General features: G+C 37.1%; 23 protein-coding genes. 7 read left to right on the plus strand and 16 right to left on the minus strand.

Features of this window, described 5'->3' with window-relative positions; translation table 11 throughout:
• Positions 1–51 precede the first annotated feature (51 nt).
• The 4 genes from AC6CH7_RS19455 to AC6CH7_RS19470 form a co-directional block, all read right to left on the minus strand.
• Positions 52–756, minus strand: a complete 705-nt coding sequence (locus AC6CH7_RS19455; protein ID WP_498264304.1) for a tetratricopeptide repeat protein — start codon at positions 754–756, stop codon at positions 52–54.
• Positions 757–809: 53 nt separating this feature from the next.
• Positions 810–3341: a phosphocholine-specific phospholipase C gene (locus AC6CH7_RS19460; RefSeq protein ID WP_498264305.1), complete on the minus strand. Its 2532-nt coding sequence runs from the start codon at positions 3339–3341 to the stop codon at positions 810–812.
• Positions 3342–3481: 140 nt separating this feature from the next.
• Positions 3482–4324, minus strand: a complete 843-nt coding sequence (locus AC6CH7_RS19465) for an isoaspartyl peptidase/L-asparaginase (protein WP_498264306.1) — start codon at positions 4322–4324, stop codon at positions 3482–3484.
• A gap of 1 nt (position 4325) precedes the next feature.
• Positions 4326–5201 (minus strand): cyanophycinase, encoded by an 876-nt coding sequence (locus AC6CH7_RS19470; protein ID WP_498264307.1) that lies wholly within the window; start codon positions 5199–5201, stop codon positions 4326–4328.
• Positions 5202–5561: 360 nt separating this feature from the next.
• On the opposite strand from AC6CH7_RS19470, the gene cphA reads away from it, so the two are divergent.
• Positions 5562–8177 (plus strand): cyanophycin synthetase, encoded by a 2616-nt coding sequence (gene cphA / locus AC6CH7_RS19475; protein ID WP_498264308.1) that lies wholly within the window; start codon positions 5562–5564, stop codon positions 8175–8177.
• A gap of 60 nt (positions 8178–8237) precedes the next feature.
• On the opposite strand, the gene AC6CH7_RS19480 is transcribed toward cphA, so the two are convergent.
• From AC6CH7_RS19480 to fumC, 5 genes are read right to left on the minus strand one after another with little or no spacing between them, the layout of a single operon-like run.
• Complete coding sequence (locus AC6CH7_RS19480) at positions 8238–8792, minus strand: DUF1543 domain-containing protein (protein ID WP_498264309.1); 555 nt, start codon at positions 8790–8792, stop codon at positions 8238–8240.
• Between the two features lie 13 nt (positions 8793–8805).
• A complete protein-coding gene (locus AC6CH7_RS19485) occupies positions 8806–9252 on the minus strand; it encodes a low molecular weight protein-tyrosine-phosphatase (RefSeq protein WP_498264310.1) in 447 nt (148 codons plus the stop codon).
• Positions 9252–10052 (minus strand): S1/P1 nuclease, encoded by an 801-nt coding sequence (locus AC6CH7_RS19490; protein ID WP_498264311.1) that lies wholly within the window; start codon positions 10050–10052, stop codon positions 9252–9254. Before AC6CH7_RS19490 ends, AC6CH7_RS19485 begins: the two co-directional genes overlap by 1 nt.
• A gap of 32 nt (positions 10053–10084) precedes the next feature.
• Positions 10085–10597: a fumarate hydratase gene (locus AC6CH7_RS19495; RefSeq protein WP_498264312.1), complete on the minus strand. Its 513-nt coding sequence runs from the start codon at positions 10595–10597 to the stop codon at positions 10085–10087.
• A 3-nt stretch (positions 10598–10600) separates the two neighbouring features.
• On the minus strand, positions 10601–11998 hold the full coding sequence (gene fumC, locus AC6CH7_RS19500) for a class II fumarate hydratase (protein ID WP_498264313.1): 1398 nt from the start codon (positions 11996–11998) through the stop codon (positions 10601–10603).
• Between the two features lie 190 nt (positions 11999–12188).
• Between fumC and AC6CH7_RS19505 the strand changes: the two genes are divergently transcribed.
• Positions 12189–13418: a serine hydrolase domain-containing protein gene (locus AC6CH7_RS19505; protein ID WP_498264314.1), complete on the plus strand. Its 1230-nt coding sequence runs from the start codon at positions 12189–12191 to the stop codon at positions 13416–13418.
• On the opposite strand, the gene recG is transcribed toward AC6CH7_RS19505, so the two are convergent.
• The 6 genes from recG to meaB form a co-directional block, all read right to left on the minus strand.
• Entirely contained in the window at positions 13415–15520 is a 2106-nt protein-coding gene (recG, locus tag AC6CH7_RS19510; RefSeq protein ID WP_498264315.1) for an ATP-dependent DNA helicase RecG, read from the minus strand. The two genes, AC6CH7_RS19505 and recG, sit on opposite strands and share 4 nt — an antisense overlap.
• A 4-nt stretch (positions 15521–15524) precedes the next feature.
• Entirely contained in the window at positions 15525–16436 is a 912-nt protein-coding gene (locus AC6CH7_RS19515; RefSeq protein ID WP_498264316.1) for an EamA family transporter, read from the minus strand.
• A 3-nt stretch (positions 16437–16439) separates the two neighbouring features.
• Positions 16440–16820 (minus strand): RidA family protein, encoded by a 381-nt coding sequence (locus AC6CH7_RS19520; RefSeq protein WP_498264317.1) that lies wholly within the window; start codon positions 16818–16820, stop codon positions 16440–16442.
• Positions 16817–16957, minus strand: a complete 141-nt coding sequence (locus tag AC6CH7_RS19525) for a DUF6728 family protein (RefSeq protein WP_306413933.1) — start codon at positions 16955–16957, stop codon at positions 16817–16819. Before AC6CH7_RS19525 ends, AC6CH7_RS19520 begins: the two co-directional genes overlap by 4 nt.
• 214 nt (positions 16958–17171) lie before the next feature.
• Positions 17172–18500: an OmpA family protein gene (locus AC6CH7_RS19530; RefSeq protein ID WP_498264318.1), complete on the minus strand. Its 1329-nt coding sequence runs from the start codon at positions 18498–18500 to the stop codon at positions 17172–17174.
• 376 nt (positions 18501–18876) lie between these two features.
• Positions 18877–19761: a methylmalonyl Co-A mutase-associated GTPase MeaB gene (gene meaB / locus AC6CH7_RS19535; RefSeq protein ID WP_498264319.1), complete on the minus strand. Its 885-nt coding sequence runs from the start codon at positions 19759–19761 to the stop codon at positions 18877–18879.
• 81 nt (positions 19762–19842) lie between these two features.
• Here meaB and AC6CH7_RS19540 point away from each other — a divergent pair, with 81 nt between their 5' ends.
• The 3 genes from AC6CH7_RS19540 (at position 19843) to AC6CH7_RS19550 (ending at position 22210) form a co-directional block, all read left to right on the plus strand.
• Positions 19843–20502, plus strand: coding sequence for a glycosyltransferase family 32 protein (locus tag AC6CH7_RS19540; RefSeq protein WP_498264320.1), 660 nt, complete (start codon positions 19843–19845; stop codon positions 20500–20502).
• Positions 20503–20600: 98 nt separating this feature from the next.
• Complete coding sequence (locus AC6CH7_RS19545; RefSeq protein ID WP_498264321.1) at positions 20601–21410, plus strand: glycosyltransferase family 2 protein; 810 nt, start codon at positions 20601–20603, stop codon at positions 21408–21410.
• 2 nt (positions 21411–21412) lie between these two features.
• Entirely contained in the window at positions 21413–22210 is a 798-nt protein-coding gene (locus AC6CH7_RS19550; RefSeq protein WP_498264322.1) for a glycosyltransferase family 2 protein, read from the plus strand.
• Here the strand turns inward: AC6CH7_RS19550 and AC6CH7_RS19555 are convergent.
• Positions 22194–23297, minus strand: a complete 1104-nt coding sequence (locus AC6CH7_RS19555) for a glycosyltransferase family 2 protein (RefSeq protein ID WP_498264323.1) — start codon at positions 23295–23297, stop codon at positions 22194–22196. The two genes, AC6CH7_RS19550 and AC6CH7_RS19555, sit on opposite strands and share 17 nt — an antisense overlap.
• A gap of 290 nt (positions 23298–23587) precedes the next feature.
• Here AC6CH7_RS19555 and AC6CH7_RS19560 point away from each other — a divergent pair, with 290 nt between their 5' ends.
• Both AC6CH7_RS19560 and AC6CH7_RS19565 read left to right on the plus strand, forming a co-directional pair.
• Positions 23588–25414 (plus strand): ABC transporter ATP-binding protein, encoded by a 1827-nt coding sequence (locus AC6CH7_RS19560; RefSeq protein WP_498264324.1) that lies wholly within the window; start codon positions 23588–23590, stop codon positions 25412–25414.
• A gap of 25 nt (positions 25415–25439) precedes the next feature.
• Positions 25440–26405 (plus strand): glycosyltransferase, encoded by a 966-nt coding sequence (locus tag AC6CH7_RS19565; RefSeq protein ID WP_498264325.1) that lies wholly within the window; start codon positions 25440–25442, stop codon positions 26403–26405.
• Positions 26406–26451 lie beyond the last annotated feature (46 nt).

A 26451-nucleotide genomic window follows, 5' to 3' on the forward strand; every position in this document is an offset into this window, starting at 1 on the left:
AAAACTAAACTAAAAACACCTTCAAATACAGAAGATTACAATTATGTATTTTTATTTCTTTTTTGATGATTTCTTTGCGGGTTTAGCTGCTGCCAGTGCAGGGAGCATAGATCTTGCATCTTTAATCTGATTTCTGAATTCATTGGTATTTGCTGATTTTGCTAAAAGCTCAGCCCTATTAATATCTTTAGTTGCTAAAGCATATTCCTTTTTTCTGATTTTTACATTTGCAGCGCCCAAAATAGATTCTATATAAGCCGAACTATTACCTACTTGCTTCGCCAATATTCCCTGTTGGGTATAAAACCATAAAGATTGGGTAGGCTTATTCAACGCCAAGTAAATCCTACCCAACTGGCTATAAGATTCCATTTGACCGTTTCGGCTCCCAATTTTTGAGTAATTTTTTAAGGCAACATTTAAAACCACTTGTTCTGCTTCACTAAAATGAGCCAACTGATAATGAACATTACTTAATCTCATTAAAGCTTCGCCATAACGAGCAAATTGTTTGGCACTATTATATTCAAAAGCTGCTTTCCCAAATAAGGTTACGGCTTCGTTAAATTCTCCATTTCGTTCATTTTTCTCGGCTTCAGCAAAATACGTGTCTCCTTCGTTCTCATCCAGATTGGAGACTACAATATTTATAGCTCCACTTCCCTGAGGGGGTTGCTGAGGCAGAAAATGACTGGTTTGGGTCATTGCTTGATTTGATATAATCAGAAAAATGATTGCTAACCAACTCTTGTTCATATGGTAAAGATATAACAAAAGTAATAAACAACACTATATCATCTTTACCAATCCTAAACAATCTCACCCATTAGGGGATCTGTTTTAGTCTCAACACCGCTTTCTACTCTTCCTGCAAACCGCTCTTCAAAAACATCATTTCCCTGTAGCTTTACGCTGATATCGTACCAATGGTAAGATTTTGAAAGGTCCAGAACAATGCTCGCTTTGCCGCCCGCCGCAACTAATTTAGTTTGGCGGCCTTTGCCATAACTATTGTCTATTATAATAAATGTCTGAGCTGTCGCTCCATTATTAACAATATCAACTTTAATATTACCGGTCAACTTAATCGGATTAAGTCGATTGTGCTCATAATTAGCATGTAACTTTATCTGAGGATTATTCTCGTTTCCAATAAACTCTCTATAAAACCCATTAGGCCCATGAACTCGAAGATGATAGGCACCATTTTCAAATGCATTAACGGGCCAATTGTAATTTAAATGATCTCCCGCCGAAACAGCAAATGACCAATTTCTGGAGATTTCATCTCTACTCGTTTCATCGTTGTACTTAACAGGGACGCTTACCGTAAACGGAGATCCGACTGCTTTTGTGTCGAAAATCTGATTCCCCGATACGAAATTGATTTCAAAACTTGTTTTGTCCTTACTTAGCCCTCCATCAGCATATAATTCATAAGGCAAGGCACAAGATGAGCGTACTCCTTTTTCCTGGACTAACATTCCTGCCTTTTGACCTTCAATTTTCCTGATCTCCGAATCAGAAAGTTTTTTGAATCCTATGGGATCACCTTTAAATTTAGCATTATATATGGTTTCAACATTTTTATCTCTGTCAAGAAAAGCGATCTTTTCTAATTTATCCCCATTGTAAGGATTAAAAGCGGACGTAAGATCCCCACAAATCGTGCGGCGCCATTCGCTAATATTATCAAGCTTTATATTCTTTTTGAATTTCTTATTTACGAATCCTTCCAAAAATTGTAAGGTTGAGGTGTGGTCAAAAACTTGTGAGCACACCTTGCCTCCTCTGGTCCACGGCGATGCAATAACCATCGGCACCCTAAAACCTAAACCTATAGGGGCTTCGCGCGCCTGATTTTTAGGAATCCCCTGTTTTAACTCGTTTTCCAAACGTACATGTTCTATCTCAGTTTCTATACCTGCAGAACATTTTCCAGTTCCGGGCAATTTAGCATCTGAAATCGAAAAAGGAGGAACATGGTCGAAATAACCATCGTTTTCATCATAAGTAACAATAAATATTGTTTTCTTCCAAACTTCAGGATTCTTAGTTAAAATATCCAGAATCTCTGACACATACCAAGCCCCATACCATGGAGCACTTGGATGATCGGAGAAGTTTTGCGGTCCAGCAAGCCAGGACACAACTGGCAGTTTCCCTGTATTTACATCTTGTCTGAATTGATGAAGTAAATCTCCTTTTGGCACAGTCACCTTCCGTTTTTCACTTTGATCATTATAGGTAAGCGCTGTTATAGATCGAAAATCAGCATCTCCAGAATTGATTACAAAAGCATTTTTGTACAGGTTCTTTTCTTTCTCCGACAGTTTTTCATAACTTTCTTTGTTCCACTTTGAAAGTTCACTACGCGCATTATCTAACACTTCCTGTTTTTTTCGAACGCTTTCAAGCGCCTTTTTTCCATCTTCTTCACTAGATGGGGTTCTTTCCTGGAATTTATTAATCTCACCAGGCAGCTCTTCTGCTTGCTTCTGTAGATTTTGTATATAACGCTCGGAGAATTTAACATTATACGCTTTAAAGAATTCCAGAAGATTGCACCCAAAGTTTGATAACCAGGATCTTTCTTCACCGATAAACCCGCCTCCACAGCTTAAATCATTTTGATAGAATTTCCATGGGATGTTATTCTCTTCCAACAATTCAGGAAAAGTACTCCATGGCATATTCCCATAACCAAAATCTGTATTTCTGATGTTGGCTTTAGGAATGCCATTCTCATCATGAGTAATTTTTCCTGTCCAAAAGAACGAACGATTAGGTGTAGTACTGGTCATTGCAGAGCAAAAGTTCTGGTCGCATACCGTAAAAGCGTCGGCCATGCTATAATTAAATGGTAGGTCCTCACGGGTGTAGTATCCTAATGTTAAAGGCATATCCGCATATGTTTTATTCCCCGATCGTTTTGCAGGGAGCCATTTATCGTATTTTCCAAAGTTATTGGCATCTACCTGGCTTGCTCTCGAATGAGGCAGATCGCCCATCCAGGTAACTTTTGTATCTTTTATATTTAATCGAAATGGGGAGTAGGTATTGCCACTTGCATCCGTTTGCAACCATACAGGTTTTTTATCAGGCAAGTAAACAGCGCGGGGATCATTAAACCCTCTTACCCCTTGCAAGGTTCCAAAACAGTGATCAAATGAGCGGTTTTCTTGCATTAGTATAACCACATGCTCAGCATCAAGATATGTACTGCCTATTTCCGGATTTATAGCAAAAGCCCTTTGTATTGCAGAAGGCATCATAGTTGCCATGGCTGTACTGCCTGATAATAACGCTACCTTTTTTAAAAAATCTCTGCGTGAGTCCATTTCGTTCATAATTAAGTTTTCGTGCGACAATGCCGCCGGTCAAATATCTTTCACGAAATTAAAATTAATGTTAGCGCGCAGTTAATCTATAAGAAAAACCGTATTATAACTGTTACGTTATCACAAGCAGCTATGTGTTATTAAGGAAATACCTGCAACCCATCATCAAAAGCAGCCCAAACCATATAAGGATGAGAGTCTAAGTGATAAATTTCTCCTTTTGATGAAACTCCTATTACGCCGGCAAAACCATCAATAAGTTTCAGCTCTGCAAAAGATTTCTCACAAGCATCTTTCAGACTAAACCCGTCGGTTACACGAGTAACTATTTTCGCTGCCATTGCAACGTTAACAATATCTTCTCCTACACCCGTACAAGAAATACCCGCAAACTGATTTGCAAAATTTCCTGCTACGGTGGCAGAGTCACTTACTCTGCATGGGATTTCAAAGCCCTTTCCTCCTGTCGAGGTTGCCGCAGCAATATTGCCATCAGCATCCAATGCCACACAACCAACAGTTCCTTTTCTTTGCTGTTGGTTCAATTTTGCCTCGTACTCTTGCTGCCTTTGTGGAGTAATGGGATCAAAATAATCAAAGCCATTTTTGGCAGCAAAAGCACATGCTCCTTCGCCACTTAATACCCGATCTTCATAGCCAAGCAATTTCTCAGAAACCTGAATAGGATTTTTTACATTCTCAATATTGATAACCCCACTAAATTTTTGAGTTTTACCATCCATTAAGGATGCACTTAAGCGTACCTTACCATCACTTTGTATCTGAGACCCCAAACCTGCATTAAACAATTGGTCATCTTCAAGCAAACTTACGGTATAAACTACGGTTTCTAAAGCCGTATGCGTTTGCAAATAACTATGAGCTTGGGTAACAATAGAAGCCAGCGTCTGCTGCTTTGCTTTTTTTGTTTCCTGATTGGTCTCAGATTCGCTAAAAAAACCACCGTGTATAATTACTTTCATCCTAATCTGTTGAAACAACCTTTGGATGATGAATGGTCAACTTATGCTCAGTAAGGTTATAGGTATCTCCATCACACATCACATGTACAATCATGTTTTTAATAGAAACTGGCTGCCCCATCTCAACGTCTGTTAAATTGGTATCAGCCATGTCTCTGCCATCAACCAAAATAACCATTCCACTTCCTATTGCTTCCATCTTATTTCCTTCTGAAATATATAATCCGGTATCTTCACCTAAACCTATTCCCAAAATCCCCGGATTACTTGCTGTAGCATATAATAGACGGCCAATTCTACCTCTTTGGACAAAATGTGTATCTACAATTACACCATCAATAAACCCTAATCCACCGGTAATTTTAACTTCTCCTTTTAAAAGTGCATCCTTAGAACTTCCCTGATAGATCATGTTTTTTGAAGATGCCGCAGCACCTGCTGACGTCCCTGCAATTACTACTGGTTCATTCTGATACTTATCTAATAAGATTTGGTGAATCGATGTTCCTCCGAATATGGATGACAAGCGAAGCTGATCTCCTCCTGTAAATATAATTACATCAGCTGCCTTAACTCTTTCACAATTCTCATTTGAATTAGCTTGCTCCCGACTATTAATATTTAATACCCCAACGTCATGCACATCAAGCTGGGCAAATGCCTTTATATATTCTTCTCCAACTTTCTCTGGAATAAGTGAGGCTGTGGTAATGATTTCAAATCTGGATTTACTATCTCTTACAGATTCAATAGTGATTTTCTTTAAAATACCTCTTTCAAAAAAGTTCATATTTTGGGGCAACCCGAACTGAGTTTCGGTAAAACTTCCAGTATTTATTGCACCCCCTATAATAATTAATTTACCCTTCGGAGTCATTTTAAATATTTATATTTCCAATAGGGCCAAACTTAGATAAAATTGATTTGTAATGCAATTTTAACCCGATTAACAATTTCATTATTTAAACTTTACCTCCAAATTATTTACACAAAATATATTCACAACAAATTGGATTAACAACTGCATAATTCTCGGAAAATTTTTATACTTTAATCTCTCCATTTAAAGCATAAAGTAATCCGGGTAAAAGTTCGAAATACTTTTAAAAATATGCTGTAAAAAGCCAAGGGCATTTTCTTCAAAGAGAGCAATAGTAAACAACAAACTTATTTAAGCTTAGCGTGTTATAGAACTAACGCTAGGTGGATTTAATCATTAAAGAACAAATTTATACCAATGAGAATATTAGGCATACAGGTGCTTCGTGGACCAAACATATGGTCGATAAACAGAAAAAAGTTGATTCAGATGAGGCTGGATCTTGGGGAAATGGAGCAGAGGCCTACCAATCTTATCGATGGTTTTAGAGAACGTATTGAAAAATTGATCCCAACCTTGCAAACTCATCGATGCTCCAAGGGTGAACCTGGTGGTTTTTTAGCAAGGATTGAGGAAGGTACCTGGATGGGTCATGTAATTGAACATATTGCATTAGAAATTCAAACGCTGGCAGGCATGGATACTGGATTCGGAAGGACTCGACAAACCAAAACGGAAGGCATTTATAATGTCGTATTTAGTTACATTGAAGAAAAGGCAGGAATTTATGCTGCCGAAGCCTCTGTTCAAATTGCTGAAGCATTAATAAACAATCATGAATACGATCTGGAAACAGATATACAACGTATGCGTGAGCTTAGAGAAATGGAAAGACTGGGGCCAAGTACTGGTTCTATTGTAGCCGAAGCGATCTCAAGAGATATCCCCTGGATAAGGCTAAATAAAAGTTCCCTGGTTCAGCTGGGATATGGTAAAAATCAGGTTCGCTTTCGTGCCACCATGACGGAAAAGACGAACAGCATAGCTGTTGATATTGCCGGCAATAAAGATGAAACTAAAAGATTATTGCAGGATTCTGCTATTCCAGTTGCTAAAGGAGTAACCATATCAGACATTGAGGATCTTCCCGATGCTATAAAAAAGGTTGGCTTCCCATTGGTATTTAAACCACTGGATGGGAATCATGGTAGAGGAGCCACTATAAATGTTAAAACTGTAGCGGCGGCCACCGAAGCTTTTGAATATGCGAAGAACTATTCAAGAAGAATAATCATTGAACGGTTTATTACCGGATACGATTTCAGGGTACTGGTAATTGACCATAAAATGGTTGCTGCTGCTCTGCGTGTTCCGGCACATATCACCGGCAATGGGCAAGATACCGTTCAACAATTGATAGACAAGGAAAATGAAGACCCACGAAGAGGTTATGGCCATGAAAATGTGCTAACTGAAATTACGGTTGACCGGGATACTTTAGATTTACTGGCAAAAAAGAATTACACATTAGAATCTGTACCTCCACAGGGTGAAACCGTTTATCTAAAATCAACCGCGAACTTAAGTACAGGTGGTACATCAATTGATGTTACAGATCTGGTTCATCCGCAAAACGTGTTTATTTGTGAGCGCATTTCAAGAATAATTGGCTTAGATATTTGTGGTATAGATATCATGGCCGAAAACTTAACCCAGCCACTTCCAGAAAACGGAGGGGTTGTTTTAGAAGTAAATGCAGCTCCTGGTTTCAGAATGCACCTTGCGCCTAGTGAGGGCTTACCGAGAAACGTAGCCGCTCCCGTTATTGACATGCTGTATCCACCAGGCAAGGATGCAAGGATTCCAATTATAGCGGTTACAGGAACCAATGGAAAAACTACTACGACAAGATTAATCGCTCATATTGTTAAAAGCAATGGAACCAGGGTTGGCTTTACAACATCTGATGGTATCTATGTGCAAAATACAAAGCTCATGAAAGGCGATACCACAGGGCCGGTTAGTGCAGAGTTTATTTTAAGAGATCCAACTGTAGAATTTGCTGTATTAGAAACCGCTCGCGGAGGTATTTTGAGAGCTGGATTAGGATTTAACAAGTGTGACATCGGTGTTGTTACCAATATCCAGGAGGATCACCTTGGAATATCCGACATCCATACGCTGGATGATCTTTGCAGAGTAAAAGAAGTAGTAATTGGTGCAGTAAAGAGAACTGGATGGAGTGTACTTAATGCTGATAATAAATATTGTATAAAAATTGCGAATAATGCGGATAGTAATATCGCATATTTTAGCATGGACGAGAAAAATCCCGTTATTAAAGAGCATTGTAAAAAAGGTGGTATTGCTGCTATTTATGAGAACGGGTATATCACCATCAAAAAGGGCGACTGGAAAATCAGGGTAGAGAAGGTTACCCACATCCCCTTGACTTTCGGTGGCAGCGTTGATTTTATGATCCAGAATGTGCTCGCGGCTACCCTTGCCACATTTTTATGGGGCTATAAGATCGAAGATATCAGAATGTCATTAGAAACATTTATCCCTTCAGCAGCTCAAACTCCGGGCAGAATGAACACCTTTAAATTTAAGGAATTCAAGATCCTGGTCGATTTTGCTCATAACCCTGATGGCTTTAGTGGAATAAAAGCCTATTTACAAACCATTGAAGCTACTGAACATGTAGGAGTAATATCAGGCACTGGCGACAGGAGAGATGAAGACATAAAAGAGACTGCCAGAATTGCTGCACAGATGTTTGATAAAATCATTATCTGCCAGGAAAAATACCTGAGAGGTCGTGATCAACAGGAAATAATTAATTTGTTGATAGATGGCATACATGAGGTAAAACCAAACATGGAAATTATCATCAATAATAATGGAAATGATTGTTTGAAATACATTATTGCAACTGCAAAATCAGGTTCATACATTACTATTTTAAGTGATACTATTGACAATGCCATTGTTAAAGTTTCTGAATACTTAGACAAAGAATTCGGGGTTTAACAAAATAGTACAAGTTATAAACAAATAAAAAGCCGGGAAATTTCCCGGCTTTTTATTTGTTTATAACTTGCTAAGTATAAGATATCCTAAATGCATTTCATCTTTTGGAATATCTGCAGCTGAGCTGATTTGTAACTTATAATATTGTTTAATACCAGTCGGTAGTATGTCCTCAATTTCAAACACATCATCAACATCTACACCATATTTATCATCAATATGTGATGTAGCCCCTTCAAACCCCGCATGTTTATAAAAGGCTGTTTCTTTAGCCTTTTTAATGGCTGTGGCCTTCTCATCAGAAACAGTTAGCATTTTATAGTGGAGCTCGTCGAACTCTCCCTCTTTATAACCGCCTAAATTTAAAAAGAAAAGTTTATCAGCGGTAGATTCATCTTTCTTACTTACAACTTTTATCTGGTATCCATCAACTTCTGTTACCTCGCGCCAGGCATCAATATGTATTTTACCATTTGCCTCTGGCCAAAAAGCAATAATTTCTTCTTTAATATCTTTTAATGAACTACCTACTGTAAAGAAAACGTCATGTTGTTCGGTATGCCTGCCCGGAGGGGTACAGCCCAGTAGTAACATAAATAATTTTGGTGACTCCATAATACGCATCAGTTTACATATGCCTCTTAAGCTCTTCAATCAATTCCTTGCATCTTGTCTCTATCTCTAAAAACACCGGTTCAAAAAGATTATTGTCGAAATATGGATCTGTTACTTCGTTTTCGTCAGCCAAAAACAACTTTACTTTTTTTCGTTGTTCTTCGCTTGTTGCCAATTTACGGACGTCTTTTAAATTATTTCTATCCATAACAAGGATGCTATCGAATTCGTTAAACATGTTTTTATTGAAATGTTTAGCCCTTTGTTTAGAAATGTCATATCCAAAGTTTTTCGCAACAGTAATACTTCTTCTGTCAGCAGGCTGATTTACATGCCAATCGCCCGTTCCCGCCGAAGCAACTTCCCAATCTAGTGCTTCTTCATTAATCAAATGCCTCATAATTCCCTCTGCCAATGGCGAGCGACAAATGTTACCCAGACAAACCATTAGAATCTTCATTATTTATAAATGTCATTTAGAATATTCGCCAAACAAACACCTCCTTTTAGCAGCTGCTCATTCAACAGATTTACAAAGTCGAAGTTGTATTTATAACTCAGCTTATCTTCCGGCCTTGTGTTCTCGTAAATTTTATTGCATGCCAGATAAGATCCATAAACAAAATCTTTAAGAGAGCTATCTCTCCAAACCCTCAGTTGTTCATCATTAGGATAATTAATAGCGCTAGCGTATTCTGTGTAACTCAACTCCTGATACTCTATTAATGATTCGTCCCATATTCTATGCAAATTAGACTTTTCACCAAACCAGGTAACAAAAATTCTGTTACCCCCTAAATCTTCTTTGCGGGCGGTATGCATTGGTTGATTTAAATCACCAACAAGGTGTATTAGCAAACGCATGGCAAATTTCTTTTGATCTGGTGTGCTTTGCTTACTTTTCAACACAGAAACCATTTGCGGAACCTTATTGTATACGTTGGCAACAGTATCTTTATCTAAAAAGTCAAAGACCCCCTGTTTATCCAATCCGGCAGGCAGGTTTACAAAATGCCAGTTGTAGAGATAATTATAAGAAGGATCTGATTTAATAAAATCGCCCCAATTACTTGCCATCGCCAAGCTTTCATAACCTAAAACTTCTTTAATCCCCTTTTTTGCTCTTTTACTAAGGTGGCTATCTGCTATCTGACCTACTATTCTATGACCAAGCATTCCCCAGGCACCTGCACTTAATGGCATATAAGCCAACATAGAAAAAACTATAATTGCCTTAAAAACCTTACCTACTTTTTTCATCTTTGTCTACTTTTAATTGCTCTGCATTTATACTATAAGCTCTGCGGTGTACAAATTATTTTTTCTACAAGCTTTAAACCTACCTCTCTTTGATTATCGGTACCTTCGAGCAACAACCTATTTGTGTCTGCCAATTTAATTTTGAAGATTTTAATATACTGTCCTATCTGGTAACATCCCGAAATCTTTTGTTTATAATTAGACTTTGTGAAAGTACCTGTCAAAAAAACACTGTCGCCCCTAACCTTATAAACCCCCTTAGCATATTCTTTCCACACTCCGTTATTGAAACAGGAGTCTGCATAATAATTCACTTTAGAATGGGTAATCAGGTCTACATAAAATGAATCACAGGTGAATTTGAATTTATGTTGTGTGTAGTTCAGTAATTGATCTGCACTTGGCACGCTATCCTGATTCCAAATCCCCTGCAAAATCGGCGATCCTTCTCCTTGTACATTTGGCATTCTCCTACAGGAGAATACCATGCATAGAACAAACAATGCAGGAAACAATAACCTCCACATATATGGGTATTTATTCATCCCCTATTTTAAGCTACCTACCATATCCTCTGGACGAACCCACTCATCAAATTGCTCACCGGTAAGCAAACCCAATTCTATGGAAGCTTCACGTAAGGTTTTATTCTCTTTATGCGCTTTCTTTGCAATCTTCGCTGCATTTTCATATCCAACATGAGGATTCAACGCAGTAACCAGCATCAAAGAATTTTGTAAATGTTTCTTAATTTCCGGTAGGTTAGGTAATATTCCTTCAGCGCATTTATCATTGAATGAGACACAAGCATCACCGATTAGCCTTCCTGATTGTAAAACGTTAGCAGCAATAACAGGTTTAAAAACATTCAACTCAAAATGGCCATTACTTCCACCAATACCTACTGTAACATCATTACCCATTACCTGAGCACACACCATAGTCATAGCCTCAGGTTGTGTCGGATTAACTTTACCTGGCATAATAGATGAACCCGGTTCATTATCAGGAATGATGATCTCGCCTATTCCGCAACGAGGACCAGAACTTAGCATCCTTACATCATTTGCAATCTTCATTAAAGACACAGCTGTACGTTTGTAAGCTCCCGAAAGTTCAACCATGGCATCGTGAGCCGCCAGTGCCTCAAATTTATTAGGTGCTGTTACAAAAGGAAGCGCTGTTAGTTCTGCAATTTTCTTAGCAACCAAAACATCATACCCTTTAGGAGTATTTAATCCGGTTCCAACAGCTGTTCCGCCTAAGGCAAGTTCACTAATCATTACCAGAGCATTTTTCACCGCTCTGATACTGTTATCTATTTGTTGAACATATCCTGAAAATTCCTGTCCTAGCGTTAAAGGTGTTGCATCCATAAAATGGGTACGTCCAGTTTTAACGATATCTGTAAATTCAATTGCCTTTTTATGTAAAGTGTTTCGCAATTTTTCTAATCCAGGTATGGTAATTTCCACTGCTTGTTTATAAGCGGCAATATGCATAGCTGTAGGATAAGTATCGTTTGATGACTGAGACTTATTTACATCATCATTGGGATGAAGCACTTTTTTATCATCACCTAATGATCCGCCATTTAAAACATGCGCGCGATTTGCTATTACTTCATTGGCATTCATATTACTTTGAGTACCAGAACCGGTTTGCCAGATTACCAATGGGAATTGATCGTCTAAACTACCTGCGACAACTTCATCGCACGCTTTTGCAATTAACTCAGCTTTTTCCGTTGTCAAAACACCAAGCTCAGTATTGGCTAAAGCAGCAGCTTTTTTCAAATAACCAAATGCATGTATAACTTCCTTTGGCATTGAAGCCTCCGGACCAATCTTAAAGTTATTTCTTGAACGTTCAGTTTGAGCACCCCAATATTTATCAGCAGGTACTTGTACTTCACCCATCGTATCGTGTTCGATTCTAAAATTCATAGTATTCTAAGTTTTATACCTGCAAATTTAGGGTTTTTAAAATTTTTAAAGAGCCCTTTAGTGTCAGATGTTTAATACAACTTCAAAAAAAAATTGCAAATAAAATAAAACCTGCAATGTTTAAAACTCTTTTGCGTTTAAAGCATTATTATTCCTTAATTTTCGGGCTTTTAAACTGTACACACAATTCATGAGTTATCGTAATATTCTATCAGTGGCTTCAATGGCCGCCTTTTTATTTATTGCCTGTTCAAATTCCAGAAAAAGCACAACATTACAGGAGCCCAGTAAAGAACGTACTGTTGAAGATGATAAGGCTGATAGTGTGCTTTTAGCATATGACCCTGCAAAAGGTGATAAATGGATAGCTGATTTTGTACAGAATCTTCATAAAAAGTACGGCTTTAATGGAAATATGCTGGTTGCAAAGGATGGTAAAATCCTTTATGAAAAAGCTATCGGCTGGGCAGACTATCTGCATCGAGATAGCTTAAAGATAAACTCTGAATTTGAGCTCGCCTCAGTAACTAAAACTTTTACCGGTACTGCCATCATGCAATTAGTTGAGCAAGGCAAACTTTCGCTAAATGATGATGTAAAAAAGTTTTACCCTAACTTTCCGTATGACGGGATCAAAGTAAGACTGCTCCTTTCGCACCGCAGCGGAATGATGAACTATGTGTATTTCATCGACGACATATGGCGCAAAGAAAAGCGTGACATGAAAAAAGGAGTATCAAACCAGGATGTGATGCAGGTCATCGCAGAGAAAAAACCGAATCCATATACCAAACCGGATAATCGCTTTCACTATAACAACTCCAATTATATGGTGTTGGCAGCAATCATAGAGAAAGTAACAGGCAAGCCCTATTCCGATTATGTGATGGAGAACATTTTTAAACCGGCTGGTATGAAGCATACTCATGTTTATTCAACTACTGTTTACCCAAAAATACCTGTAGACGTTGTTGGACATGACCGTTCATGGAGATACTCTGTAGCACAAAATTTCCTTGATGGTCCAGTAGGTGATAAAGGCATCTATAGTACACTCCATGATTTGGTTCTATATGACAAAGCGTTAAAAAATGGCAGGCTACTAAAAAAGGCAAGTCTTGATTCCGCCTATACGGGCCACAACAAAGCGATCAACGGACACTTTAATTACGGCTACGGATGGCGGATATTTGATGGGGATAACGGCCGTAAAGTAGTATATCACACAGGATGGTGGCATGGATTCAGACACATTTATGTGCGCGATGTTCAGAAAAACATTGTTATTATATTTCTGGGCAATCTTACAAACGGAAGTTTGCTACATCTTGATGAACTTTACAAGTACCTTAAAACACCTATTATACGTAAAGGCGCTTATTCAGGCTCTGGATCATTACCGGGAAGTGACGAGGATTAAGATATTTTATCAAATGCTATGCCTCTGCTTCTTTTAGAGAGGTAAGTTCTTAGTAGACTATTTTGAGGACTCTCTAGATTAGGATCTTCAGAAAGCGTTTCAATTACAGTATTTCGAGCTTCCTGTAATATCTGCTGATCTTTAGCGAGATCAGCAAGCTTAAGCTCCAGTACACCGCTTTGTTGTGTTCCGGAAATATCTCCAGGGCCCCTTAACTGTAAGTCTATTTCCGAAATCTCAAATCCGTTGTTTGTTTTTACCATGGTTTCTAAACGCAGCTTACCATCAGGACTCAATTTATTTCCTGACATTAGAATACAAAATGATTGCTCTGCACCTCTACCCACTCTTCCACGTAATTGGTGTAGCTGTGAAAGCCCAAATCGTTCTGCATTTTCAATAACCATTATCGAAGCATTAGGTACGTTTACGCCAACCTCTATAACTGTGGTAGCAACCATAATCTGCGTTTTGTGATCAATGAAGCGTTGCATTTCAAATTGTTTATCTGAATTGCTCATCTTTCCATGCACTATGCTAATTTGATAATCGGGTAAAGGAAAGTGATAACTAAGTTGCTCGATCCCCGCTTCAAGATGTAATAGATCTAACTTCTCGCTCTCCTTTATCAAGGGATATACAATATAAACTTGGCGCCCCTTCTTAATCTCCTCCTTCATGAACCCGAACATCCTTAGGCGTTGCCCCTCATAAAGGTGTCTTGTTTCAATTGGTTTTCTTCCCACTGGTAATTCATCGATAATAGATACATCAAGGTCTCCGTATAATGTCATAGCCAACGTACGGGGAATTGGTGTAGCAGTCATCACCAGGATATGAGGGGGGATAACATTTTTTCTCCAAAGCTTTGCTCTCTGTTCAACTCCAAACCGGTGCTGTTCATCAATTACCACGAGTCCCAAATTCTTAAACACAACCTTGTCCTCTATCAACGCATGCGTACCAACCAGAATATCAATCTCACCAGCTTCAAGCTCATTATGAAGTTGTGTTCTTTGTTTCTTTGTGCTGCTACCTGTAAGAATAGCAACTTTCACCAACCGATCCTTTAACAGATCTACAATAGATTGATAATGTTGACGCGCTAATATCTCTGTAGGCGCCATCATGCAGGCCTGATAACCATTATCGCTTGCAAGCAGCATACTCATAAGTGCAACAACTGTTTTCCCACTGCCTACATCTCCCTGAACCAGTCGATTCATCTGAATTCCTCGCTGTGTATCAAGCCTGATCTCCTTTACTACTCTTTTCTGTGCATTTGTTAATTCAAAAGGCAGAATCTCTTTATAAAACGTATTCATTCTTTCTCCAACTATGTCAAATGAGTGACCTTTAAATCTCATTTCCCGCAGCTGCTTATTATGCAATAATTGAAGTTGAATAAAAAAAAGCTCTTCAAATTTTAATCTCCGCTCAGCAGATTTCAGCGACTTAACATCCTTAGGAAAATGAATATTTAACAAGGCTTCTTTTCTGCCAACCATTTGATATTTTTCCTGAATATATGGAGGAATGGTTTCTACTATTTCCTTAAGATGCTGTTCAATTAATAAGGTTTGCAGTTTCTGGATTCCCTTACTATCAAGAAAAAACTTCTTTAGTTTTTCAGTAGAATGATATACAGGCTGTAACCTTAAGTTACCAGTTATAGTTGTCGGTCTTGGGTAGTTCTCTAAATCCGGGTGCGAAATACTAAATGAACCATTAAATACTGTGGGCTTCCCAAATACAATATAAACTTTCCCCTTAGTAACATTTTCATCAACCCACTTCAAACTCTGAAACCATACCAATTCTATTGAGCCCGTCTCATCAGTAAGTCGGGCCACCAGGCGCTTCTTATGTTTTTCACCTATTTGTTCCTTACTGGTTATCCTGCCAAGTATTTGCACATAAGGTAAATCAGGATCTAATTCACTAATCTTATAGAATCTGGTCCGGTCAATATACCTGAAGGGAAAAAAATTCAAGAGATGCTCATAGGTAAAAATACCTAACTCTTTTTGAAAAAGTTCAGCGCGCTTAGGCCCTACGCCTTTAAGAAATTCTATAGTCGTATCTAAGGTAGAAACAAACAAGGCTTTAAATATTTTTTCTATTAAATGTAAATATATCTTTTAATATGCTCCAATTAAATACAATAACCGAAACTAATAATAACAAATAGGCCGATAGCTTATGAGAATCAATGTGTTCATTAAAATAAAAAATAGCCACAGCAAACGCGATAAGCGGATTTACATAAATAATTATTCCAAGAGTCGATGAAGGAATTCCTATCAAAGCATACAGGCTCATAAACAAAGGAATAATCGTAAATACCACCGCAACCACAGTAATGTTTCCCCAAAACCATAAATCGGTTGGAAAAGATTCGTGTTTACTTATGTATAATGGCATCATCAAAAGTACTGCCAGTCCAATTTGAGTAGCCAGGACATTTAACTTATCCAGATTTTTCATTTTGCGCTGTATAATCAAATAGAAGGCATATAAAGTTGCAATAACAACTGACCATGCCACTTCAATTAAAGATCCGGTAGCAAGTAAGATAATGCTAAACAAGGCTATTGCCAGCGATAAAAGCTTTAGTCTTGACAACTCTTCTTTTAAAACAATGAACCCACCAAATGCTGTAATTAACGGACAAACCATATACGCAAATGCTGCCGACTGTAAGCTTACATTGTTGACCGCGTAGATGTAGGTATACCAGTTTGAGGTTAAAAGTACAGTGGATGCCACTATCTGCAGAACAACTATTTTCCTTTCCTTAGGAGTTATCGATGATAAGTAGGCAATGTCACTCTTCAAATATCTACGTCTGAAAATAAAAATGGCAAGCCAAATAAAAACCAGGGAAGTAAAAATTCTATAATACAGAATCTCTTCAGAAGGAAATTCTTTAAGATTTCTTAGTGGTATCGAAAAGAATCCCCAGATCGCGAAAGATAAAATGCCGGCAAAAAAATACCTAAGATTAGATTTTGGCAAAACTTACCCTTTATAAGCTGTCATAGATATCTCTACATTTACTCCCTTTGGCAGGCCTTTTACCGCTACGGTTTCCCGTGCAGGAAAGTTCTTATGAAAGAATGATCCATATATCTCATTTACTTCAGCAAATAAAGCCATATCCGACAAAAAAATAGTCGTCTTAACAACATCCTCAAAACCATAAGAAGCTTCTAATAGAACAGCCTTAATGTTTCTCATAACCTGATGTGTCTCCTCTGCAATTGAAGATTGTATAACCTCTCCTGATTCAGGGTTTATTGCAATCTGCCCTGATAAAAATAAAAAGCCATTAGCGATTACCGCCTGGCTATAAGGACCAATTGGAGCTGGGGCATTTTTTGTGTTTATTGTTCTATTCATTTCAGTAAAATCCAATCAATTAATTTCCATAAAATACCTGCAACAAATACAATAATTGCCGTTGCATTAATAATATGCATTATTTTAATGTTAATGTTAGTGGGCCTGCTAGGGTCTCTTTTTCTAAAAAAATACATCTTACTACAAACTTAGATAAAATAGTCCTAAATACAATTTATTAGCCTTTCATCCCTCAATTATACAACCAGAATTAATTTAATTGGAAAGTAATTGAAAATATTTTGATAACGGTAGATGCATTTGTTGAAGCACCCTAATAGCATCACCTTATAAAATAAAAAAAGGGCCCCAAATTATGGGACCCTTTTTAAGTATTGTTGTTAGAAAGTATTAGTTTCTAGCTGTTTCAACACGACGGTTTTGGATACGACCTTCTTCAGTATCGTTAGAAGCAATTGGATTAGCTTCGCCAAAACCTTTAGTTACAACTTGACTAGCGTTAACACCAGAGTTAACTAAGTAAGTTTTAACAGAATTAGCTCTGTCTTTAGATAATTTCAAATTGTATGCAGCAGTACCTTCGCTTGAAGCGTAACCGTTTACAGCTACTTTACCACCGTTTTCACGCAATACTGAAGATAATTTATCTAAAGTAGGATAAGATTCAGTTTTTAAAACTGATGAGTTAAATTCAAATTGGATAGTTTCAAAACCAGTAACGTTGCTAGCAGGAGCAGTTTCAGTTACTTTAGGTAGAGGACATCCTGATCCGTCAACAGCAGTACCTGCAGGAGTTCCTGGGCATTTGTCAAATTGATCAGAAACACCGTCACCATCAGAATCTTTTTTCAAACCTTCAACAGCTTGCTCTACATTAGCAACACGAGCTTTTAAAGCTTCAACTTCTTGACGTAATGAAGGATCTTTCAATTCATCATACATTAAAGCAAGTGGGTTAACCCAATCCAAGTTCGGTTTAGATTTAGAACCTAGAGAGAATTCTAAACCAGCATATCCATAAGAGAATTTATCTTTGTTAGAAGCTCCGTTTGCGTAAGTTCCGTCAAAGTTATCTCCATCAATGAAGTGCATAGTATAACCTAAGTTAAATGATACACGCTCAGAAACTTTGAATTTAACACCAGCACCTACTGGGATATAAGCTTCTTTAACATAAGTTTTAGCATCGTGCCTGTCGGTAGCTTCACCTATAGCTTTGTCTTTCCAGTCAAAACCATCAACTTTAGGAGCATAAGCGATTAAACCATAACCAGCCGTAACGAAGAAGTTAACTGAGTTCTCACGACGTAAGAAGTCAACAGTAGCAACGTTAACGACACCTCTGATGTCAGCAGCATAGCCAATTTCAGTTTCAAATTCTTTAGGAGAAGCTGCAGCGTTTTTGCTTGATCCAGATACTTTTCCACGGAAGATGTTACCTTCAATACCAAATGCATGACCTAATTGTTTTCTTAATGAGATACCGTAACCTAAGTTTACGTCCATCTTATTGAAATCATTAGTACCACCGATAGCAACAAATGGAGATAAAACACCACCGTTGATTCCGAAAGACCAAGATCTGTACTGACCCCTTCCACCAAATACCTTGGCCGAAGAAGAAGTTCCAGTAGAATCTTGAGCGTTAGCTAGAGAGGTTACTCCCATCAACGCAACAAAAGAAACTGCTAGACTCTTTTTTAAAGTAGAATAATTCATAATTTTCTTTTTTAAGGTTAAACAAATTTTAATTGTATGTTTTTTTTGTGTAGCAAAATTAAACAAATTTTTAATTTCTCAAAACACTTGTACAAACTCTGTTCCAAATTTATTAAATACCGACAATTATGCAAACATAATACGAATAGTATTTATGTTTTGTATTAAAAAAATATCAATAAAAATGAATCCTCAATTCATTACAGCATAAAAAGCACAAAAACACCGTCTAAAGCCACCAAGATCACTTTTACAATCAGACATTCTAATTTCAGCATGTAAAACAAAAGTTATATGTTGCCAAAAACAATTAACTTTTTTCAAATATTGTCCTAATCCTGTATACAGAAAAGTCCTGTTTTTAAGACAAAATCACCTAAATCCATTGATCAATAAACTTATAAATGTTAAAATCTGGTCTTTTCAATGCTTTTACCATCTCCGAATGAAGTTTAACTTTATCAACATTTTTCATTCGATAGTGCGCTATTATCTTAAATGCCTTTTCGGCCAGTAACAATACCTTCCGTTTTCCATCAGATTCAACAGGCATCATCAACCATTCGCAGAGTTCATCTATACCTTCGCTTTTATCTGCGACGGTTTTAAAAACTGGGATCTGGTGATGCAAAACTAACTTCTTCAAGGTGTTAGTAAACACATCAGCGCCCTCCCGATCTGCTTTGTTCACAACAAACCCTTGAGCTATTTCCATTATTCCCGACTTTATACTTTGGATTTCATCTCCTGATTCTGGCACCAAAACAACTACGGTTTTATCGGCAAGCCCTGCAATTTCAATTTCGGACTGTCCAACCCCAACCGTTTCTACAATAATCATATCGAAGTTAGCCGCCCGCATCACATCAATCATCTCTATGGTTTTTGCGGAGATTCCCCCCAATGCGCCCCTTGTTGCAACAGATCTGATATATACGTTGGGGTTGTTAAACTGCTGAGCCATTCTTATACGATCGCCCAGCAATGAACCAAAATTAAATGGAGAGGTGGGGTCCACTGCCAGAATGGCTACTTTTTTACCCTGCTTGACAAACTGTTCTGTTATTGCGTTTACGAGTGTACTTTTTCCTGCACCCGGAGGCCCGGTAATTCCAATTATCGGAACTACTGACTTAGCATTAAGCATGCGCAAAATATCTGCAGAGGGTGCAATATCATTTTCAACCAATGTTAAGACTCTGGCCAAAGCCAAAAAACTTCCCTGCTCAATTCCTTTTAAAAGGGGGTAATTGGTATCCATTAATAAACTATCTTTGGTACAAAGAAATAGAATTTATTCATTATTTAACGTGTTATTCCCAACATCTTTTTTTATTCTAAAATGCCGATACCAAAAATCATACATCAAACTTTCAAATCAAAGAACCTGCCTTTAATTACGCGTTGGCATATCTTTAAATTCCTCAAAAGAAATCCTGACTATCAGTATGAATTTTATGACGATGAAAGGATCGAGAAATTCCTCTCAGAAGAGTTTGATGATGAAACATTTAGACTATACCAAAAACTAAATATCGGCGCAGCTAAAGCAGACTTTTTTAGGTACGCCATTTTATTAAAAAAAGGCGGTATATATTTAGATATTGACTGTAATGTTAAACAGAATTTTAACCAATTTATTAGACCTGATGATGTAGCAGTATTATCTCCTGAAAAGAATCCTATTTGTTATGTGCAATGGGCATTGTTTTATGAACCTGGCCACCCTTTCCTTCAAAGAACAATGGAGTTGATGCTGGAAAATATCAGGAAAAACGAATTCCCCCATGACGTACATAAGATGACTGGACCTACCGTATATACAGCAGCAATCAATGAATGTTTGTCGAAAGATCCAAACATCCCATATAGGACATTCGGAGTTGAATATGCGCCATATCTTAAAGACAAGTACAAACTGGCAAAATTTTTCTTGTATGAAAAGAAATCCAATCATTGGAAAAAACTCCAGGTCTCCTCAACCGTATTAAAACCCGAATAAATTCACACACCAGTACTATAAAGAAAGGAGCAAATTTCATTGAATTATAAATTAGGGCACATAAGTTGTAAATTTGTTCCTTTATCCCAATCTACCTAATGCAAAAAAAAATTACGGCTGCTTTATTAATTTCTACCTACAATTGGCCCGCAGCATTGGACCTGGTCCTATCTAGTGTTTTACTGCAGTCAAAAATGCCTGATGAAATACTCATTGCTGATGACGGATCTACCGAAGAGACTAAAACAATAATTGAAAAATACAAAAAGCTATTCCAGATTCCTGTATTACATTTTTGGCAGGAAGATCTTGGGTTTAGGAAAACCCTTATTTTAAATAAGGCTATTGCAGGTGCAAAGAGCGATTATATTATTGAAATAGATGGCGATATCATTATTCACAGGAAGTTTATCGAAGATCATACAAGTTTCGCTGTGCCTGGCACCTTTGTAAGGGCAAGTCGCGGCTATATAGATAAAGAGCTCTCAGCTAAGCTAATCAGCAAGAAGGTTTCAAAAATTAATATCTTCAGTAAAAACATAGCCAATTTTTTCAGCGTTGTACGCATTCCTTTTTTATGGCCTATTTTCGAAAAAAAATACAAAATTAAAGGTGCCGAATTATATGAAATTCATGGATGCAATATGGCGTTCTGGCGTTCTGATGCCATAAAAGTAAATGGGTATAATGAAAGTTTTATTGGATGGGGTCCGGAGGACAAGGAGTTTATTGCCAGATTATTAAACATTGGGTTACAAAAACGGTTTCTTAAACTAGGTGCCATTGCATTTCATATCTACCATAAGGAAAATTCCAGAGCTTCTTTAGCAGAAAACGAGATGTTATTTAAGGAGACTATAGCGCTTAAAAAAGTTTATTGTGAATCTGGTATAGACAAATACTTATAGGCATGAATAACAAAATCTCTGTAACTCTTGTTATATCTACATATAATTGGCCAAAGGCACTCGAGCTCGTTTTCAAGAGCATTTTGAATTTAAGGGCATTCCCAGATGAAATAATTGTTGCTGATGACGGTTCAGACGACAGGACAAAAACAATAATAGAAGAATTTAAGCAACGAATAAAAGTACCAGTTAAGCATCTGTGGCAAGAAGATCTTGGTTTCAGAAAAACCATTATTATGAATAGAGCTATCTCTTCGGCATCTGGCAATTACATAATACAAATAGATGGCGATATTATTTTGCATTCAAAATTTATTGCCGACCATATCGAGGAAGCTCAGCATGGTTATTATATAAAGGGGAGCAGATCAATGCTTTCAGCAGACTTAACCAACACCATAATAAGCACCAAGAACATTCGTATCACTTCCTTAACTAAAGGAGTGGGCAGTAAAATAAATGCCAGTTATTTACCTATTTTTTCAGGCTTCTTTAAAGGCAATCATTTTCGATCCAACAATCTTAGGGGCTGTAATTTCTCGTTTTGGAAGCATGATTTTATTGCTGTAAATGGTTACAATAATGACCTGGAAGGTTGGGGCCATGAAGATATTGAACTAGCTGCAAGGCTAACAAACCTTGGAATCAGACAAAGACAATTAAAATTAAAAGCAGTTTGTTTTCACCTTTATCATCGAATAAATTCCAGGCATAATGAGGATGTTAATTTCAAAAAATACCTCAATTCTGTCAGAAAAAAGACTATTCGTTGTAAAAATGGAATTATAAACGAGTTATAATAAACAGCACCAATAGAAGGATCATTTTTATGATCTTCCATTTATTTAATCTGAACCAGCTGGGGTTTTCCTTAGTAAACCCCATTTCAATACGCTCTGCAAGACCTGACAGCCTGCCTCTTGCTAAACTTTCAAACAGGTATCCCGCCTCGTAACAGTTCTTGATCCAAAAAAGATTCAAGGCCACAGGAAGTGAAAATGTTTTTGATTTATAAAAGGTCTTGATGATATTGGTTAAAACTTCCGCTAAAAGGACGAGGAACATTAACAACCCCAACCCATTAACAGAATAAAAAATCATTATTAAAGGCGAAAAAACCAACAAAACAAAAAAAAGTTCTGAGGTATTTAGGAAATCATGATAAGTATAAGGTTTAATCGTATCAAGTACAGCAATATCAGCTGCACCACGCCCATATCTAAAAATCCTTTCAGTTTGGATGGCCCCATTATTCCACCATGGGTGCTCTACAACTGCATCGGGGACAGGAATATATTTTTCCTTATGCAATAGGCTATTCCTAAGTAGAAACTCTATGTCCTCACCACCTTTATCCAGCTTTTCGTTAAACAAAGTTATGTCCATTTTTTCTCTATTTAACATAACATTCGCAGTTGGCACCCACACCAAAGGTTTGTTATCTGAAGCTGCCTTAAAATGTCCGGTTGTACCGTTAATATCCATAGCCTCAGTAGCAGCGTTAAATGGCAGAGGAAAATTAGTTACGCCAGCAAAACCAATAGAATCCGGGTTCTTTTTAATTGCTTCTGCATATGCTATCAATAGCTTTTTAGTGGGTACAATATCGTCATCAAGTAATAAAACCCATCTACCCTTTCCCAATCTAATACCATTATTCCGGGTTTTAGAAAACCCCAGGTTAATTTCATTTTTAATCAGGTTGATTTTATTCTCAGCGGCTAATTTTAAAATTTCATCAGGTATAACCAACAAAGGATTATCGGCAACGATGTAAAAATTCACTAAAAACCCGACAGGTCTTTCAACATTGAAAATATTTAAAAGTACATTCTCATCTAACCTGAAAGAAGGTATTACTATGTCAATTGAAGTGCTTTCGTACATGAGATACAAATATACATCGTTTTATATTACACTGTCATTTTAATATATTTGAACATAATAAAGGATTCAGCCACGGCTGATATTGAGAATAAAAATACCAACCCAACATTAAAAATGATTATAGCAAAGCAAATTATTACAGCTATTATCATTACTGATAGAAGATTAGAAATCCAGACTGGATAAATGAATCCTGACTAATAAAACTAAATAGTGTGTACCTTTGCTCTTTAATTGTTAGTCTTACACAACAAAATCATCACAACAGATAAAACACAAAATACATTTCAATGAAAATCTATTTCAGATTACTTTCCTTTGCAAAACCGATAGAAAAATTTGCTATACCCTATGTTATCACTACCGTTCTTTCCGTTATATTTAGTGTACTCAACCTTACCTTATTAGCCCCATTATTTGAAACTTTAATATCCGAAAACCCGACTAAAAGCGCCGGCTTGGCTGATAATGCTGCATCTGCATTTAATATTACAGCACAATTTAAAGAGTTTGTAAACTCATCAATAATCACAAACGGACAGGAGAAAACCTTAACCTATATCTGTATCATTATTGTTATCTCTGTTTTACTTTCCAATGTATTCAGATACTTCTCTCAACGAACTATGGAGGATTTAAGGGTTCACACCTTGCTTAACCTAAGGAAAACGGTGTTTGAAAATGTAATGAATTTACATGTTGGTTATTTCAATAATGAACGTAAAGGAGACATAATATCAAAAGTTTCTGCCGATGTACAAGTTGTACAATTTACAGTCACCAACACCCTGCAGGTAGTATTTAAAGAACCTCTCACGCTTATTTTCTATATTCTGGTACTTTTGTCTATTTCAGTAAAGCTAACCCTATTTTCCTTATTGGTTATCCCAATTTCAGCCTTTGTAATAAGTAAAATAGTAAAAAGAATAAAACATCAGGCCAAGGAAGCCCATGAGTCTTTTGCAAAAATGATTGGTTTTTTAGATGAGGCCTTAGGTGGAATAAAAATTATTAAAGCATTTAACGCTTCTGAGAGAATAAAAGAAAAATTCCATAATGAAAATGTTTTCTATTCCAACATAAACCGTAAGATGGTAAGGCGCCAACAACTTGGCTCCCCTTTGTCTGAGTTTTTAAGTATAGTAATGGTCTCATTCATTGTTTGGTATGGTGGCCGCCTAATTATAAGCCATCAGCCAGGTGCACTATCAACGAGTCAATTTATAGCGTATATAGCTATATTTTCACAAGTAATGCGCCCAGCCAAAGCCCTTACTGATTCTTTTAGCGGAATCCATACCGGAATAGCTGCCGGAGAGCGCGTTCTCGATTTAGTTGATACCAAGCCAGAACAGGTCAATAAGCCCAACGCAAAAGAAATATCTGCTTTCAACAATTCTCTTGTTTTTGAAAATGTCTCATTTTCATATGAATCAAAAGAGGTGTTGAAGAACATCAATCTTACTATTGAAAAGGGTAAAACTATAGCGCTAGTAGGACCTTCTGGTGGCGGGAAAAGCACCCTTATGGACTTAATACCGAGGTTCCATGACCCAAAATCAGGGCATATTAAAATTGATGGGCTCGACTATGCTGATTTAACTGTAGAAAGTATTCGTTCTCAATTAGGTATGGTTAACCAGGAATCTGTTTTATTTAATGATTCCATATTTAACAACATAGCCTTTGCCAAACCAAACGCAACTGAAGAGGAAGTAATTGCTGCCGCAAAAATTGCTAACGCACATGAGTTCATTCTACAGACCGAAAATGGTTATCAAACTTTTACAGGCGACAGGGGAAACAAATTGTCGGGCGGACAAAAACAGCGCTTATGCATAGCAAGAGCTGTTCTAGCAAACCCACCTATTATGCTTCTTGACGAGGCAACCTCTGCGCTAGATACAGAATCAGAAAAACTTGTTCAGGATGCACTAAACAAATTGATGGAAAATCGTACTTCAGTTGTAATTGCTCACAGATTAAGTACAATACATGGTGCTGATCTTATCATTGTTATTGATAAGGGAGAGATTATCGAAACAGGAACACATCAGGAGTTGATTAACTATAATGGCCTCTATAAAAAGCTAATTGAATTACAAACATTTAGCTAATTCAAAAAGAAGGAAATAAAATTCAATGAAAAAAGGCATTACCGTTATTATTTGCACATATAATGGAGCACACAGGCTTTCAGAAACACTAAGTCACCTTGCTGCTCAAGCTGTTCAAAAGAACTTAAACTGGGAGATCATCCTTGTAGACAATGCGTCAACAGATGGGACATCTGCTCTTGCAACAGAAATATGGCTACAATACAATATTCCAAATGTTCCCTTAAGTGTTATCCACGAAAGTAAACCGGGCAAATTATTCGCTTTTCAAAAGGGAATAACCCACGCCAAATATGAATATTTTATAATTTGCGATGATGATAATTGGTTAAGTCAGGGTTATCTGAACATCGCATTTAATATTTTGAATAAAAACCCTAAAATTGGGGCTGTTGGCGGTCAGGCCATTGCTGTATCTGAGGATGGAATTTCCTTTCCTGAATGGTTTGAGGAAGTTAAAGAAGGTTATGCTGTTGGAAAACAAGCTAAAAACACCGGAGACGTCACTTACAAAGCAAGACTTTGGGGTGCAGGATTAGCGTCAAGAACCCAACTCTACTTGGATACCTATAAGACATTCCCTTCAGTTTTAATAAATAAAAATGACCAAAGTATATTGTCTGCAGAGGATACTGAATACTGCTTAAGAATCGTTCTTAAAGGATATTACCTATATTATGATTCTAATTTATCTTTAAAACACTACATCACATCCGGAAGATTGACCTTGAATTATAAGAGCAGACTATATGAAAATTTTATTAATTCCAATGCAATTATGGATGATTACTACCTGGCCTTAAAATTTGGCCCTACAGGTAAGCTAAGTCTATTTAATAGAATAAGGTTAACTTTAATCACTCCGATTAAGTACATTTTTTATTCGCACAAAAGGAAATCAAAACAAAGGAAGATTCTGAGCTATCTGCTACCATCGATTATTACTCCAGACTCTATTACCTCGAAAATAAAAAAGCTCATGGAGGGGTAAGCGAATCTTAGCATCTACTACTATAAAAACAAGAGTCCAAAAGAAT

It is taken from the genome of Pedobacter sp. GQ55 (genome assembly GCF_059758925.1).